The organism is bacterium (assembly GCA_040755755.1).
GTDB lineage: Bacteria > SZUA-182 > SZUA-182 > DTGQ01 > DTGQ01 > DTGQ01.
Window position 1 is genome coordinate 70,204 of the sequence record JBFLZW010000054.1, and the last position, 16,539, is coordinate 86,742.

Genomic DNA, 16,539 nt, shown 5'->3' on the forward strand with positions numbered 1-16,539 from the left:
CTTGTATGGCGGCCTCTACGGCCTGTATGGCCTGTATGGCGGCCTCTACGGCGGGCTCTACGGCCTGTATGGCGGTTTGTATGGTGGACTCTATGGCGGGTACGGCCTGTATGGCGGCCTCTACGGCGGCCTCTACGGCCTGTATGGCGGTTTGTATGGTGGACTCTATGGCGGGTACGGCCTGTATGGCGGCCTCTACGGCCTGTATGGCGGGCTCGGCCTGAGATACGGTCTTGCTGAACAGGCCGGGACATGGGAAGGTACCTGGTCCACGACTACCACCAAAGGTGTAGTGTATGCCACAGGGCCTATAACCTTGAACCTGGTTATAGATCCTCTCGTACCATCCGCTGTTTCCGGTTACGTTCAGCTCGTGGGTAACCCCGTTCTTTCAGTCCTTGTGGATGTCACCGGAGAGATACTCAATAACCAGATTATTCTCTCTGGCGCCGGTCTTGGAATTGGCGCTCAGACGATCCAGATCGACCTGGTTTGTACACTGACCTCCGCCACTGAAATGACAGGTACCTATACCCAGATCAACAGCACTTCAATTATCGGGACAGGTTCCTTTGCAGCTACGTTAATAACACCCGTGATTTAGTTCTCTTCCTTGGAATGTTTTTGCTCCGGATTCCCCCCCTCCCCCAAACAAAATGAGGGAGGAGGGGGACATCTGTTTCCACCTCTTGGGAGGGATAATTTCATTGGAGTCGTAATAATTGTTGGGATACAGAGGAAATACTCTGACAGCAGGAATCAATAGCAGAGAAAAAATGATATAATATCTTCTGTTGGTCTTCAGCAATTGTTGTCTTTTCACCGATTCTGTGCTAATCTACCGTTGTAAGTACTGCATCTATGTAATTGTTTTTTGTTTCTCATATCCCTGTTTCCCTGTCTGCCTATCACGGATAGACGGACAGTTAGAGAGAGGTGGCCATGTGGGATTATTCTGCAAAAGTTATGGATCACTTCCATCATCCCCGCAATGTGGGAGAGGTTGAAAACCCTGATGCCGTGGGAGAGATCGGCAACATTGTCTGCGGGGACGCGCTGAAACTGACCTTACGGATAGACCGGAAAACGGAGAGGATTCTGGATGCCCGGTTTCAGACCTTTGGCTGCGGCAGTGCCATTGCCTCATCCTCGGCCCTGACCGAGATGATCAAGGGCAAGACGCTGGATGAGGCATCAAAGGTCACCAATAAGGATATCGCCGACTACCTGGACGGGCTGCCGGAGGAGAAGATGCACTGCTCGGTCATGGGCATGGAAGCTCTGGAAGCGGCCATCAATAACTACCGGGGGATCAGGCCCCGGAGCCAGGAGATACCGGCGGGAGAAAAGATCGTCTGCCGCTGCTTCGGCGTGACGGACAAAAAGATTGCTCAGGTTATTGAGATGAATAACCTGACCACGGTCGAACAGGTAACTAACTACACCAAGGCGGGAGGAGGCTGCGGCCAGTGCAGGCCGCAGATCGAAGCGATCCTGGCCGAGGTATTGAAAAAAGAAAAAGAGAAAAAAGAATCGCTGCCGAAAAAAATGACCAACCTGGAAAAAATCCGGCTGATTCAGGAAACCCTCGAAAAGGAGATCCGTCCCCACCTGCGCGCGGACGGAGGAGACCTTGAACTGGTCGATGTTGACGGCAATAAGGTTTACCTGCGATTGATCGGCACCTGTCAAAGCTGTCCCAGCATGGGATTTACCATCGAAACCTTCATTACCCAAAAATTGCGCCAGGCGGTAAATGAAGAGATCGAAGCCAAGAAGGTGGAAGAATGAGAACGATTTATCTGGATAACAATGCCACTACCAGGGTGGCACCGGAAGTTATGGAGGAGATGCGGCCTTACTTCGATGAGCTCTACGGTAATCCCTCCAGCATGCACAGCTTTGGAGGACAGGTGGCCAAAAAGGTCGCCCAGGCCCGGATGAGGGTGGCAGACCTTCTGGGGGCACGGTCCCCTTCGGAAATCATCTTTACCAGTTGCGGCACGGAAAGCGATAATGCCGCTCTTTTCGGGGCCCTGCGCTCTCAGCCTGCAAAGCGGCACATCATCACCACCCGGGTGGAACATCCTGCCGTATTAAACACCTGCCGGTATCTTCAAAAGGAAGGCTACCGGATCACCTTCCTGCCGGTGAACCAGGACGGTCAATTGGATCTTGAAGAGCTTCGGGCGGCTATTACTCCCGATACGGCCATTGTCTCGATCATGTACGCCAATAATGAAACCGGAGTCATCTTTCCAATTGCCGAAATTGCCGAAATAGTCAGGGAAAAGGGAGCTGTATTTCATACCGACGCGGTCCAGGCAGTGGGAAAGATCCCCTTGAATTTAAAGGACAGTCCGATTGATATGCTCTCCCTTTCCGGCCACAAGCTCCATGCACCCAAAGGGATCGGCGCCCTGTACATTCGAGAGGGGATAAAATTCACGCCATTTCTCATCGGAGGCCATCAGGAGAGCGGCCGCCGGGGAGGAACGGAAAACGTGGCCTCCATTGTCGGTCTGGGCAAGGCCTGCGAGCTGGCTTCCCTGCACATACATGACGAGCAGACCAGGGTCAGGGCGCTGCGGGACAAACTTGAAAACAATATCCTTGCACAGGTGCAAAACACCAGGGTGAACGGAGACCGCCTCAACCGGCTGCCCAATACGACCAATATCAGCTTCGAGTTTATCGAAGGTGAGGCCATTCTGCTGCTGCTCAGCGACCGGGGAATTGCCGCCTCATCGGGTTCCGCCTGTACCTCCGGATCCCTTGAGCCATCGCATGTTCTGCGGGCTATGGATGTTCCTTTCACCCATGCCCACGGTTCCATCCGGTTCAGCCTGAGCCGCTACACGACCGAGGAAGAAATCGATACGCTCCTCTGCGAACTGCTGCCTATTATCGAGCGCCTGAGAGCCATCTCACCCTTCGGTCCAAAGATGAAAGCCTCCTCAAGATGATAGTTATCCTGGCCACTGATCACTTGCACTTACTGACCACTGATAACTGACCACTGATCACTTCCCACTGATAACTTCCCCTATCCCTGCCGATGAGATATACAAAGAAGTCCTCATCCCAAAACAACAGACGCAGTCAGACGAAACCACGACAGGATACCAAAAATGCTCATGAAGATTGATGAACCGCCTGTATCTCAGAGGGACGCCAAGGAGCACGGGGATCGTTCCCCATCCTCTTTTGCTCAGGGGGGAATGAAGGGGATTTTCAATGGGGGGAGAGGTGAATTTTCAGCAAAAAAAGCGCCTTGCCCGGTGATTCACCTGTTATTGGTGGATGGGGACCGGCAGCTTGACCAGGCAGTTTGGAACCTTATTGAAAAGGAAGGCTGTAAGGTGCACCTGGCTGCCCGTGCCGATGATGCCCTGAATCTCATAAAAAAAGAACCGTTCGATCTTCTTCTGGTGGATACTGGATCATCAAATCGGAGCGGGGTGGATTTTCTGGGCTCGCTTCAGGGTTTTGGGGATGGTCTGCCGCTGATTCTGATTGCCGGTGAACAACAGGCAAGCCCGGCCATCGAGAGCTGGAAGGCAAGGGCATGGGAATCTCTGGCCAAGCCCGTTCAGCCATCGGAACTGGTTCAGGCAATCCGAAGGGTTATCGACAGAAAGGCTGTCGTCGATGAGAGAGACTGGCTGCGCAGGAAACTGGAGGAGATGGAGAGCCAGGTTGAGCAAAGAACGAGCCAGTTACTGGAAAATCAGCGGATACTTGAAATCATGTTTAATGGGCTGGAGGTAGGTATTACTCTGGTTGACAGAAATTTTAAAATCATTAAAGCGAATCGCTATGTCGCCCAGCTTTTCAGGAAGCAGCCGGAAGAGCTGATCGGGAAAAAATGCTATGCGGTCTTCGGTGAAGATAAAGATTGGAAATGCCTTGCCTGCCCGGCGGAAAATTGCCTCAATACCGCTCTGCCGATCAGTATCGATCGAAAGATACGTACTCCCGGAGGAGATCTGCTCTATTTGCAGCATACTACCTTTCCCCTGCTGGATGAAGCTCAAGGAGTCACAGGGTTCATTCATTTTACCGAAGATATCACCCAACATGTCAAGCTCGAAAATCAGTTGATCCAGTCTGAAAAATTCACCGCTCTTGGCAGGCTGGCATCCTGCATTTCACATGACCTCCGAAACCCTCTGACCGTGATCAGAAATGCCAGCTACTATCTCAAACGGAAGGTAGACCAAAAGGAGGATAAGGTTGTCCGGTATCTGGACATAATCGAGCGGGAAGCGGATCAGGCGGAGCGGATTGTTTCGGATTTACTTACCTTTTGCCATCCTCAGCCGCTGGAACGAAGAGAAATCGGGATTCCCGAACTGGTGGAAAATCTGCTGGCTACCATGCCTGTTCCGCCGCACATTACCGTCAGGAAGGAAATCAGTCAGGACATTTCCCCCATCTCGGCAGACCCGGATCAACTTCACCGGGTATTCGGCAACCTGGCCAAAAACGCTTTCGATGCCATGCTCTGCGAAGGCCAGCTTACCATTCGGGCCCGCGAGGAAAACGACCAGGTAGTGATCGAATTTCAGGATACGGGCATTGGGATTCCGGAAAAAATCCTGCCCACACTCTTTGAGCCCTTTTTTACCACCAAAGCTAAAGGCATCGGCCTTGGATTGTACATCTGTAAATCCATTATCGAGCAACATCAGGGTACCATCAAGGTGAAGAGCCAGCAGGGGCAGGGAACCTCCTTTTACCTTTTCCTGCCCAAAAAGCGGGGGATATAAACGCACTTCGTAACTACTATCTTCTTTGCCCCTTTGCGCCTCTGTGCCTGAGTAGCTGTTACAAAAAAATTACATGCAAGCAATCGAGAGCTACCCTTGTCCCTTCTCCCTGTTGAGCAGCCAGTTGCTCAGGAAAGTAATCCCTCTGGCAAAGAGGCTGTTTTGTCCATACATGACCAGCTCATAGATATTCTCTTCGATGACCGGCTTTTCCGGATCGAAAAAGATGCCTTCAAAATTGAGGGAAGACAGCCATTCAGTGTCAGGGGATGCCTTTTCCATCTTATGGTGGCGCAACCGGCTCGCGGGGTTGTCAGCCAGGCGGTTGAGGTTATCCACAAGTCCCGCCACTCTGCCCAGGGTGCGGCGGTGATCCGGATGAGTCATGCCGCTGTGCTCGGCCAGAAGATCAATGCGGGCCTGGTGAATTGAACGGATGAGCTGGCACTGACTGCCGGAGGCAGCCTCCCATGATACATTGAGCTCAGAATCAAATCCCATGCTCCGGTTGGCGATATTGGCAGAGCCTATGGTCAGAAAGCGATCATCGACCAATAAGAGCTTGGCATGGACATAGGACGGAATCTCACGGCCATCCCGGCTGGTCGAAGCAGGATAGTAAACTCCGAAGGCATGGCCGTTCTGCAGGGCAATCTCCTTGAGTGAGTGAAGGACCTTAACCTGCATAATGCCTATGCCGATCTCTTCGAAAAAAGCGTGCATTCGATCAGGCACGATGATGACAATCTGAAGCCGGGGACGGTCAGGAGCCCTCATCCGGTTAACGAGGGCCTTGTAAACTGCCTGGGAGCTGAAGTACTGGTTTTCGATATAAATCAGCCTTTCGGCAGATTCAATAGCCTCAAGATAAAGGCTGCGAATCTCCTGGATAGACTCCTGGATGGGAAAAACACCCCTGGCCTGTGTCCGGCTGATGGCCACATTTTCAGCAGCGATACTGATACTGGGCTCAATCTGAAAAGAATAATTTTCCGGCGGCGGCGGAAAATCAAGATAACCTCCGCCCGACGACTGCCATCGGACCTTGAACAACTCCACCAGTTGCCCGGCTACTGCATGTCCTATATGGTACGATTGAATATCATGGACCGGTTCATAGGGCCTGCCATCCGAGTTCTTCCGGTCGGGGTGCGTCGCCAGGTGCCGGCGGTCATCCCATCGGCTGGCGCAGATATCCATCCCGCCGACAAAGGCGATGCAGCCATCGATCACGGCAAATTTCTGATGATGGCTGGCCCCGATGGGGTGATGGGAATCAAAATGGAACCTGATCTGCCTGCTTGCTCCCCAACTGAATCTCCATGCCTGAAACCATTCCCTGGTCAGAGCATAGACAATGCTGAAATCCCAGGCCAGCATGTAGATTTCAAGCTCCGGGTTTCGTTCGCAGAGGGATTTGAGAAAATGATAAAATCGAACCTCCTGATCGGGATTTTTAACGTCATCCCCCCGAATCAACTGCACCTCGCTGTCAAATTGCCACCCGGCAATCAGAATATAGTGCCGGGCCTTCTCGGCCGCAGCATAAAAGGCACGATAATAGTCGCGGGCATCTACCAGGAGTCCGGTTTCCTGAACATCATAAACGCCCCAGCAGTTATGACCGGGTTTCAATATCGTTTTCAATCTTTCTTCTTACTCCTCACAACACTGGCTTCCCAGGGGAAAACTATTCAAATAACTCGGAATTTTATGCCAAAATGATGCAGGGAAGCGTGACTTTATGGTAAAAGGAAGCGTGACTCATGGGAATCAAGGATTCATCGCCATGTGTACAAAGTTACTGAATCCCGGAAAACGTTGACTATCTCAGGGGCAATACTCCTCCAGGTCCAGGGTCACGGTTTCAAACCCAAGCTCTCGCAGGCCATGGATAATCTTTGGGCCAAGCCCATTATCCAGGATAATTTTCCAGTCATGGCCAGAGGCATGGATTCTGGCCAATTGGCTGTGATGCTGGTCATTGTTCTGTGTTTGGTTCTGTCCATGATGCTGTCCATAATATTGCCCGTGGTAGCGAAGCCGGAAACAGGACAAGCCCAACTCCTGCAGAAACCTCTCTCCCTGCTCAATAAGGCTGAGTTTTCCCCTGGTCAAAAGCTCTCTAACGGGGAACCGAGTAGCCAGGCAGGAATTTGAAGGCTTATTCCAATTCGGCAGGCCAAGTTCCTGAGCCAAAGCCCGGACCTCATCTTTTTGCAGCCCTGCCTCTCGCAACGGGCTTCGTATGGCCAGTTCCTCAGCCGCCCGAAGCCCTGGCCGGGGAAGCCGGGAATCCTGATCATTGGTGCCGTCAACCACCCAGGCCAATCCCTTTTGAGCGGCAATCCCCCTGGCAAAAGAGAATATCCTTTTCTTACATACATAGCACCGCTCAACAGGATTGGTGGCAAGCTCAGGGTCCTGCAGCGGATCAAACGACACTATAAGATGATGAACACCAATCACCTGAGCCATGATTTTAGCCTGCTCGATTTCCTGCCGGGGAATAAAAGGCGAATCCACCGTTACCGCCAGAACACTCTCCCCTAAAACCTCCCTGGCTATTTTCAAGACCAGCGAGCTGTCCACACCTCCGGAAAGGAGAACCACCGTGCTCTCGATCCCTTTGAGTATGCCCTGGATAGCATTGAATTTTGCTGATATATTCTCATCCATGATTCAATTTCCCTTATTGACGAGCTATCACCCTTTTGGGCGGACTTTGGAATGAATGTGGCGGCAGCCGCTTTGGATTGCGGTGGCACGACACCCTTTTCCTCGGCGTGCGTTATGCCAGGGTATCGGTGTGCCAGGAAGTCGGCCTTGTGCGCAGGGAGCCCCTGCGACATCGGATGTCATCAAGCACTTGCAGGGGATATTATACCCCCACGGGGGTGCTTTCCCTGCCAGTAGGAGCCATTAGTTCAGGTCCCCACCCAGCATAAAGGCAATTTGACTTTTCGGTTTTCAGCACACAGCGGTGAGCGATCGACACGTATTGGAGATGATCGCCATTTTATCGGCTATCTTATCCAAATGTCAAGATGAAAATCAGATCGCTTATTAGCCATCGGGTTAATTTCCCTACCATAGGAGCCCCCCGGTTACATTTCCCCAAACTGTTCTCCGGCTCTGGATACCCCGGATAATCTCCCGTCGCTCCTCATTCAGACGAGCTTAAGCAGGAAAAAAAATCAGCCCGGTGAAAAAAGACCTATACAAAAAAAATCTGGCGTACTATACTGGGAGACAATACCGCTAGTTTAAAAATTTCAGTATGATTTATGCGACTTATCAAATGCTTAAAAATATAGCATGACCCGAAAAAGGAATAAAAACTCCCATGTCTAAGATCTGGAAAATCAGGAAGACGGACATCTCCGCCAATCTGACGGGCAGCTTTAATCTTTCTCCCCTTGTTTTGCGGCTCCTGGTTATCCGGGGGATAGACACTGAGGAGAAAATTGAAAAATTCCTGCATGGTTCCAAGGCGGATTTACATCCGCCGACGCTCTTGCGGGATATGGAGAAGGCAGTAGCGAGAATCTTTCAGGCCAGGGAGAGAAAAGAGCAGGTGCTGCTCTATGGAGATTATGATGTTGATGGCGTGACCTCGGTGGTTTTGCTGTCCAAACTTTTCGATGAGCTTGGCCTTCCTTTTTCCTATCATCACCCTCACCGTATGAATGAAGGCTACGGCTTTCATCTTTCCGGGATAGAAATGGCCAAGGCCAAAGGAGCCAGCCTGGTTATTACCGCTGACTGCGGAATCACCAATCATGAGACGGTCGAAGCTGCCCGTACCCTGGGCATTGACGTGATTGTCACCGATCACCACAAGGTGATCGGCAAAATTCCGGATGCCGTAGCGGTCATTAATCCGCAGCGCGAAGACTGCCCCTATCCCTACAAGTTCCTGGCCGGTGTTGGCGTTGTGCTGAAGCTGGTACAGGCGGTTTTCCAGCAGATGACGCCATCCCCCTCGCTGGAGGAATATCTTGAGATCGCCGCCCTGGGGACCGTGGTTGATGTAGTTCCGATCACCGGGGAAAACAGGATTATCACCAAGCTGGGATTAGCGGTCATGGATAATCAACTGAACCAGGGGATTGTAGCCATCCGCAGGCTGGCCGGGCTTTTGGGAAAGAATATGAACTGCGGGCATATCGGATTTCAGATCGGTCCACGGCTGAATGCAGCCGGGCGGCTTTCCATGGCCGGCCTGGCAACGGAGCTGCTTCTGGCCTCGGACGAGAAAAAAATCGCTGAAATTGCTGCCTTGCTGGAGGCAGAAAATACGAAGAGAAGGTCGTTGCAGGAAGAAATGACTGAAACCGCAACCCAGGAGATCGAGAAGCATCCTGAAATTCACAACGGCAAGGTCCTGGTGATTTCCGGTGAGGGGTGGCATCCGGGGATTGTGGGCCTGGTTGCCTCTCAGTTGCAGGAGACCTATTATAAACCTGCCATTGTCATTACCACCGAGGACGGCATCGGCCACGGATCAGCCCGCAGCATTCCTGAATTTCACATCTTCAACGCCCTTCAGCAACTGGCACCGATGCTGCTGAAATTCGGTGGCCACAGCCAGGCTGCGGGATTGACCATCGAAGGCTGCCACATCGGGCTGCTTCGCCAGAAGATCAACCAGATCGCCGATGAACTCCTGGCTGGAAGCGCCTTAATTCCAAAACTGGACATTGATATGCCTGTTGATCTCGCCGAGCTGACCCTCCGCAGTGTCGAGGAACTGGAGCTTTTACAGCCCTTTGGCTATGGAAACCCCGCCCCTGTTCTGGCTGCCTTTAACTGCCGCCTGAAGACCGCTCCCCGCTGTTTCGGCCATGGAGGAAGGCACTTGAAATTCCGCCTGTCGGATGACAAGGGCCGGACATTCGACTGCCTCGGCTGGAACATGGCCAACCGGATCGCCGAGTGCAAGGTTCCCTTCCTGGATATTGCCTTCAAGCCATACATCAACGAGTGGAATAGCCAAAGGAACATCCAACTGGAAATCAAAGACTTTCGCCCGGCAAGCGGCGAGCCGTTTATTTTCTGATCAAAGACCGTAAGATTGAAAGATTCCTCTCATCCTCCTCCAGCCTCATTCCATCGCCCTTGGGTGTCTCGATGACCATCGGGATTTCAGCAAACCGCGCATCGTTGAGCAGCATCCGGAAGGCAGTGATCCCTAATACGCCCTGCCCGATATGCTCATGACGGTCCTTGCGGGAACCGGACTCATGCTTTGAGTCATTCAGATGAAAGGCCAGAATTCGGGAGGTCCCGATAAGGCGGTCAAACTCTTCAAAGGCTTTCCGATACCCCTCTGGAGTGCGAAGATCGTACCCGGCAGCAAAGACATGACAGGTATCAAAACATATTCCGACCCGGTCAGGATAGTGAACGGCTGAGAGTACCTCTGCCAGATGCTCGAATCGATATCCCAGATTGCTCCCCTGACCAGCAGTGGTTTCAAGCAGTATCCGGCTCCGGGAGTTGCCCGTTTCAGCAAAGAGGTTATCCAGATGCCGGGCGATTCTCCGCAGGCCCGCTCTTTCTCCGCTGCCGCGATGCGAGCCGGGGTGAATAACCAGATAGGGAAGGTCCAACGATCCGGCCCGCTGCATCTCCTCCAGCATGGAGTTGTATGATGTGCGGGACAGTTCAGGATCGGGGGATGCCAGGTTGATCAGGTAGTTATTGTGGGCAAAGATAATCCCGATCCGGGACTTTTGCCGCTGAAAATCCTCAATCTCCTCATCGGAGATGGCCTTCGAGTGCCAGCGGTTATTGAATCCGGTGAATATCTGAATGGCCGTGCAGCCGATGGATATTCCCCGCTTGATGCTTTTGGACACCCCACCGGCAATCGACATATGAGCGCCAAGTAATCTCATCGGGAAAAGTTGTCAGTTATCAGTTTTTTTCTGACCACTGGCCACTGATCACTGACCACTCCCCTCTCCCCCCTTGAATCTGCGAATCATCTTCCCCGGCCAGGCGGCTACATCTTCCATGTAGGTGTAGACCACCGGAATAACGAACAGGGTCATCAGGGTGGAGGCGATCAGGCCGCCGATGAAAACCACGGCCATCGGGGCTCTGGTCTCCGCACCCCAGCCGATGCCCAGAGCAAGAGGCAGCATACCGAAGATGGTGGTCAGGGTAGTCATGAAAATAGGCCGCAGCCGCACCCGGCAGGCTTCGGTCAGGGCAGCGTTCCTGTCCATTCCCCGGCTCCGGAGAATGGTGGTGTAATCGAGGATCAGAATGGCCACATTGACCACATAGCCCACGAGCATGACAATGGCCATCAGGGAGAAGATGCTGAAGGTCATGCCGGTTAAAAGGAGCGCTCCCCAGACGCCGATCATGGCCAGGGGGAAGGTGAACATGATGGAAAAAGGCTGCAGGAAGGATTCGAGCAGGGCAGCCATGACCAGGTAGGTCAGGATGACGGCCAGGAACAGGGCCGAGAAAATCTCACCGAAGGATTCGGCCATGTGCTCGGCCTGCCCGGCGAAAAAGAGGCGGTATCCGCCATGAAAAAGATCAGCGGATTTATTCTTGATTTCCTCGATGATATTTCCCAGAGTCGCCCCGCCGGTCAGGTTAGCCGAAACGATGATCACCCGGTGCTTGTCCTTGCGGATAATGGATGCCGGACCGGAGGTTTTCTCGATCCTGGTCACCTGGGATAGGAGTATATTGCCTCCCTTGGGCAAAAAGACCTGAAAATCCTTGACCTGGGAGATATCCTGCCGCTGCTGGCTGACCAGTTTCACCCGCATGTCGTATTCCTTATCTTCGACCCGGAATTTCGAGGCAATCCTTCCTTCCACTGAAGTTCTGATTACCGAGGCTATCTGGGCCACGGACAGGCCAAGGTCTTTGATCCTGATCCGGTCAGGGTAAATGGAGAGCTGGGGTTTTCCGGGCTTCCAACTGGTGCCGACATCGGTGGTTCCCTGTACCTTGCGGGCCAGGGCAACCATCTTGGTGGATAACTCCTCCAGTCTGGCAAAATCATCTCCGGAGATCTCGATCTGCAAGGGAGCCTCGCTTCCTCCTCCGATATCCGGAACGCCGATAGTTATGGTGGCGTCGGGGATGTCCTGCAGTTGAGCACGCAATTCATCCTGAATCTGGAACGATGTCCGGTCGCGGGCAGTCTTGTCGGAGAGCCTGATCAGCATCTGTCCGACATGCGGCCCCTGAATATTGTTTCCCAATCCCCCGGTTAATATCCCCAGAGTTATAAAGCGCTTTTGCACCTCCGGATCTTTCCTGATGACCCGGTCGATACGATCCATAACCGATCGTGTCTTCTCCAGCGGTGTTCCGGGCGGAAGCTCAAGCGTGACCGAAAGCTCGGCCTTGTCCGCCTGGGTGATGAATTCCGAGCCGATAAAGGGAACCAGACGGGTAGCGGCAAAAAACAGTGCCAGAGAAATCGCTATCACCAGCCAGCGTCTCCTCAAGGATTTATCCACCAGATTTCCATAAGCCCTGACCATGGCCTCATAACCCCGGTCCCAGAGCTGGTAGAAGGGAGTGAAAAGGCTCTTTTTCCCCTCTTCCTCCTCCTTTCTGGCAAGAACAGCATAGAGCATGGGAGTGAGCGTGAAGGAAATCACCAGAGAGACGACAGTGACAAAGATGGTGGTCATGCCAAACTGCCGGAAGAACTGCCCGATAATTCCACTCATGAAGGCGATGGGCAAAAAGACCACCAGGTTGGTCATGGTCGAGGCAGCTACAGCCAGGGCAATCTCACCGGTTCCCAGCTCCGCGGCCTCGGCTGCCGACATTTTTTTCTGGCGGTAGTTGAAAATATTTTCCAGAACCACTATGGCGTTATCCACCAGGACCCCGACGGCAAGGCCAAGGGCCATCAGGCTCATCATATTGAAGGTGAATCCGGCAAAGCGCAGCAGAATGAAGGTGGCGATAATCGAAATCGGCATGGTCAGGGCGGCGATGATCGTCAGCCAGACATTGTGCAGAAAGACAAACAGGACCAGCGTGGTCAGGATAATTCCGATAATGATGCTGTCCCGCACGTCATCGATGGAGGCCGTGATGAACGCAGAGTCGTCATTGATGATGTCCAGGCTGATCCCGGATGGCAGGGTTTCCTGGACCTCGGCAATCTTTTTGCGCAGAGCATTGACCACGGCCACAACGTTGGCATCTCCCCGCTTTTTCACCGACAGCCCTATGCCCTCACGGCCATTGATGATAGTCATCATCCGCTGCTCGGCAGAGCTGTCGGAAATGGTGCACACATCGGTGATGGGAATCGTCTCACCATGGGGGCTGGTTAAAAAGAGCTGCCGCATCTGGGGCACGGTGTCGAATTCCCCCTCCAGCCGCAGGGTGTACTCCCTGCCCGCCTGGGTGATATGCCCGCCGGGAACATCCAGGTTAGCGGCATTCAGCGCCTGGATCAGACCTTCCAGGCTTAAGTTGCGGGCTGAGAGTTTATCCTGGTCAACCGCGATGAGGATCTCTCTCTTCTGGCCGCCCAGAATGTCCACCGAGGCCACCCCTTCAGCCCTTGAGAGTTTCTCCGTGATGACCTCATCAGCCAGGGTGTACAGCTCGACCATATTCCGGTCACCGGTCAATACCAGGTTCATGATCGGCTTGGCCTTAAGGTCGAGCTTCTGGATAATGGGTGCATCGGCATCATCCGGAAGCTCGTTTTGAATCAGATCAATCTTCTCCCGCACATCCTGAGCTACGACATCGAGCTTCTTGCTCATCTCAAACTCGATAAAAACCTGAGACATATCCTCCATGGACATGGAGCTGATGTGCCTGATGCCGTCGATTTCACTGACTGCATCTTCAATTTTTTTCGAAATCAGGGTCTCGATATCCGCCGGGCTTGCTCCCCGGTAGACCGTGGTTATACTGACAAAGGGAAATTCCACCGGAGGAAATAGATCGACCCCGATTTTGGCCAGGGAAAAGACACCGATAACCAGAACAGCCAGATAGAACACCGTGGTCGCTACCGGACGCTTAACTGAAAAAGAAACCAGATTCATGGCGTTTTCCTAACTCCCTTTTTTAACCAGCAGAGGCTCATCGCCTGCCAGCTCATTTTGCCCTTCGATGATCAGCAACTCATTTCCGGCCAGCCCTTTGAGAATAATATTTTTCTCATCCACCTCATAGTCGGCTACTTCCACGGGCACCATTTTGGCCCGCTCCTGATCAGCGACAAAAACTACCCGCTGGTGGTTTCGCTCGACAATGGCAAAGCTTGGCACAACCACAGCCTGCTGGAAAACCTGGGCAGTGATTTCCAGTTTGGCAAACAGGCCGGGCTTTAAGGCCCCGGTCGGGTTGGGGACATTGCAGACCACTTCAACTGACCGGTCCACCGGGTCAACGGCCGGGTTGACCCGGTCGATGCTGGCCTGAATCGGAGCAGTGAAGCCATCGGGGGAGATGGTTACGGTCAATCCTGGTTTGACCTGCTGGAGGTACTCGGAAGAGACCTTGGCCCGAAATTCCAGAAGGTCGATCTTTTCCAGAACCAGAATGGTCTTGCCCGTATCGCCCATTTCACCCATGTTCATGATTTTTTTGCTGATCACTCCTGAAAAGGGTGCCGGGACCCTGGTGTCCGAAAGTCTTTCCCTGGCAATAGCCAGGAGCTTCTCTCCGCTGGCTAAAGAGGCCTGGGTAGTCTTCAGCCCGGCCTGGGCCGCTTTCAGCCCGGCCTGGGCACTTTCAAGCTCCGCCTGACTGGCCTGCAGGGATGCCTGGGCTATATCGAAGGCACTCTTGGCATAGTCATACTTTTGCCGGGGCAGGGACTGATTCTTGACCAGCCGCTCGATCCGCTCCTCTTCCAGCGCCTTGAGCTTCAGGTCAGCCTGACTTCGGGCAACCGCTGCCTGGGCCGCAGCCAGGCGCGCCCCGGCGTTTTCCACCTCGGTGTTGGCCGCCTCAAGCCGGGCCCGCAGCTCCTCGCACGTGGCCTCGGCCCGCTTGACGTCCAGGTGAAGCTGAGTATCATCCATGCGGACCAGAACCTGCCCCTTTTCCACCCGGTCCCCCTCGTCAACGGCAATTTCCATGATCTTGCCGGGTGCCCTGGGGCTGATCATGGCCTTCTCATCAGCCTGAAAAGTCCCGTTGGTAACGATTTTCCAGGCCACGTCTTCCCGCTGGACAGACCGGACCACAACCGCAACCCGTTTCTGATCCAGCAGGGATTGAACCTTCGTCTGCCCTTCATTGGGTTTGCAGGAAGCGAGTAAAACAGCCAGGGAAGCGGCACATACGGCATACACGGCGGCAGCGGACATTTTTTTCATGATAATTCCCTCATGTAACCCCTGATCCTTCAATCACCTGTAGCCAGAGACAAGCTGCGGACAGCCAGTACCTGATCATAGCGGGCATTATTCAGGTGATTTCTGGCCTGGGCCAGTAATGTCTGGGCATCCAGCACTTCCGTGTTGGTAGCCATGGATTCTTTATACAGCTCATTGGTGATCCGAAGATTTTCTTCGGCCTGAGCCACCTCTTTTTGCGCGGTTTCAATATCCTGCCGGGCTTTTTGGATATCCAGCCAGGCGGATTCCACATCCTCCCGGATTTGTGCTTCAAGCTTTCGGAATTGAATCTGATTCATGGTCAGTTGACTGCGGCCCTGAGCCACCTGGGCACTGATGCCAAATCCGGTGAAAAGCGGCCAGGTGATATGGATACCTCCAGTCACCGATTGCTCCTGGTATTCGCTTTCGCTTGTTGTATAGTCCCACCTGCCGGAGGCGGAGAGAACAGGATACCGCCTGGACTGATACGCCTTGAGTATATTCTCCCAGTAAGCCCGGTCAGCCAGAAGTCTTTGCAGGTCCTTTCGCCTGCTCAGGGCTGCCTGCTGAAGCTCTGGAAGAGCCTTCTCCGGATATGGTGACAATTCCACGTCCTGCAATTGATAGAGTTGCTCAGGCTCTACTCCCAAAAGGATCTTAAAGGCGGTCCATGATTTCTGCTGCTGGTTCTCCGTTGCCAGAAGGTCTCTTTGCACCTGACTGAGTGCCAGTTCCGTCTTGAGAAGATCGGTTTTGGGCACCATGCCTTCAGCAAAAAAGTTCTGGGTATCCCGCAAATGATCCTGGGTGTTTTTTTCCAGTTCCTTCAGAACACCGATTTCTTTCTGGCATCGCAAAATTCCCAGATAGGCTTCGGTGATCAGAAAATCCAGGGTCTCCTCATACCGCCGTGCAGCCAGCTCTTCCACTTTCTGATACTGCCTGGCTGCCCGGATACCGGCCCAGATTCCAAGGTGAAACAGGGTCTGTTCCAGGGCGATATGAGCATCCGAATAACGCTGGTCCCCATCGGGCATCATCGGCCTGTCGTGAGCCGTATAATTGGCGGATGAAGTAAGCTGCGGCCATGCTTTGGATCGTGCTTCCCGGGTTTTCTCCTGCGCAATCCGAAGATTCAGGCGGAGGGTTTGCAGGTCCCGGTTGCGGGCTCTGGCTATCTGCCTGGCCTGCTCCAGAGTCAGGAGAGAGGGAGTGGCGGTTTGCGCCTGGGCATGAGGCCCTATCTGGGCAACAAGGATTAAAATCCCACCGAAGATGACAATTATCAGCATACTTCGGCGCAGGCGACTATTCTTTTTTAGAGCGTTTTTTTTATGGCATTCTTTCATAGCATTTTAAGTTCTCTTGTGAACATTGACCGAAACGTTATTTGAGTCATAAAGGTTAATGGCGTTCAAGTG

General features: G+C 53.1%; 11 protein-coding genes. 5 read left to right on the top strand and 6 right to left on the bottom strand.

The features are described 5' to 3' along the window. The 4 genes from AB1611_16135 to AB1611_16150 all read left to right on the top strand — a co-directional run. The coding region (locus AB1611_16135; GenBank protein MEW6381118.1) for a hypothetical protein at positions 1-604 on the top strand (604 nt) is incomplete at its 5' end. Positions 605-942: 338 nt separating this feature from the next. Further along, the gene (gene nifU / locus AB1611_16140) at positions 943-1,791 is read left to right on the top strand and encodes a Fe-S cluster assembly protein NifU (protein ID MEW6381119.1); all 849 of its coding nucleotides are present in this window, start codon (positions 943-945) and stop codon (positions 1,789-1,791) included. Further along, positions 1,788-2,966 (top strand): cysteine desulfurase NifS, encoded by a 1,179-nt coding sequence (nifS, locus tag AB1611_16145; GenBank protein ID MEW6381120.1) that lies wholly within the window; start codon positions 1,788-1,790, stop codon positions 2,964-2,966. The genes nifU and nifS overlap by 4 nt, the downstream gene beginning before the upstream one ends. A gap of 165 nt (positions 2,967-3,131) precedes the next feature. Continuing rightward, positions 3,132-4,772, top strand: a complete 1,641-nt coding sequence (locus AB1611_16150; protein MEW6381121.1) for an ATP-binding protein — start codon at positions 3,132-3,134, stop codon at positions 4,770-4,772. A 90-nt stretch (positions 4,773-4,862) separates the two neighbouring features. Here AB1611_16150 and AB1611_16155 read toward each other — a convergent pair whose 3' ends face one another. Continuing rightward, positions 4,863-6,419, bottom strand: coding sequence for a phospholipase D-like domain-containing protein (locus AB1611_16155; protein MEW6381122.1), 1,557 nt, complete (start codon positions 6,417-6,419; stop codon positions 4,863-4,865). A gap of 183 nt (positions 6,420-6,602) precedes the next feature. After that, positions 6,603-7,451, bottom strand: a complete 849-nt coding sequence (gene larE / locus AB1611_16160) for an ATP-dependent sacrificial sulfur transferase LarE (GenBank protein MEW6381123.1) — start codon at positions 7,449-7,451, stop codon at positions 6,603-6,605. 667 nt (positions 7,452-8,118) lie between these two features. Here larE and recJ point away from each other — a divergent pair. Beyond that, complete coding sequence (gene recJ, locus AB1611_16165; protein MEW6381124.1) at positions 8,119-9,834, top strand: single-stranded-DNA-specific exonuclease RecJ; 1,716 nt, start codon at positions 8,119-8,121, stop codon at positions 9,832-9,834. Here recJ and AB1611_16170 read toward each other — a convergent pair. From AB1611_16170 to AB1611_16185, 4 genes are read right to left on the bottom strand one after another with little or no spacing between them, the layout of a single operon-like run. Further along, complete coding sequence (locus AB1611_16170; GenBank protein MEW6381125.1) at positions 9,824-10,675, bottom strand: deoxyribonuclease IV; 852 nt, start codon at positions 10,673-10,675, stop codon at positions 9,824-9,826. The genes recJ and AB1611_16170 overlap by 11 nt on opposite strands. A 48-nt stretch (positions 10,676-10,723) precedes the next feature. Beyond that, positions 10,724-13,834: an efflux RND transporter permease subunit gene (locus tag AB1611_16175; protein MEW6381126.1), complete on the bottom strand. Its 3,111-nt coding sequence runs from the start codon at positions 13,832-13,834 to the stop codon at positions 10,724-10,726. A gap of 9 nt (positions 13,835-13,843) precedes the next feature. Beyond that, positions 13,844-15,115, bottom strand: coding sequence for an efflux RND transporter periplasmic adaptor subunit (locus tag AB1611_16180; GenBank protein MEW6381127.1), 1,272 nt, complete (start codon positions 15,113-15,115; stop codon positions 13,844-13,846). Positions 15,116-15,144: 29 nt separating this feature from the next. Beyond that, positions 15,145-16,410, bottom strand: a complete 1,266-nt coding sequence (locus AB1611_16185) for a TolC family protein (protein ID MEW6381128.1) — start codon at positions 16,408-16,410, stop codon at positions 15,145-15,147. Between the last annotated feature and the right edge of the window lie 129 nt (positions 16,411-16,539).

Coding starts and splice junctions, on each gene's coding strand:
- AB1611_16170 (MEW6381125.1), bottom strand. CDS start 10,675: ATGAGATTACTTGGCGCTCATATGTCGATTGCCGGTGGGGTGTCCAAA.
- nifS (MEW6381120.1), top strand. CDS start 1,788: ATGAGAACGATTTATCTGGATAACAATGCCACTACCAGGGTGGCACCG.
- larE (MEW6381123.1), bottom strand. CDS start 7,451: ATGGATGAGAATATATCAGCAAAATTCAATGCTATCCAGGGCATACTC.
- AB1611_16175 (MEW6381126.1), bottom strand. CDS start 13,834: ATGAATCTGGTTTCTTTTTCAGTTAAGCGTCCGGTAGCGACCACGGTG.
- AB1611_16185 (MEW6381128.1), bottom strand. CDS start 16,410: ATGCTGATAATTGTCATCTTCGGTGGGATTTTAATCCTTGTTGCCCAG.
- recJ (MEW6381124.1), top strand. CDS start 8,119: ATGTCTAAGATCTGGAAAATCAGGAAGACGGACATCTCCGCCAATCTG.
- AB1611_16150 (MEW6381121.1), top strand. CDS start 3,132: ATGCTCATGAAGATTGATGAACCGCCTGTATCTCAGAGGGACGCCAAG.
- AB1611_16180 (MEW6381127.1), bottom strand. CDS start 15,115: ATGAAAAAAATGTCCGCTGCCGCCGTGTATGCCGTATGTGCCGCTTCC.
- nifU (MEW6381119.1), top strand. CDS start 943: ATGTGGGATTATTCTGCAAAAGTTATGGATCACTTCCATCATCCCCGC.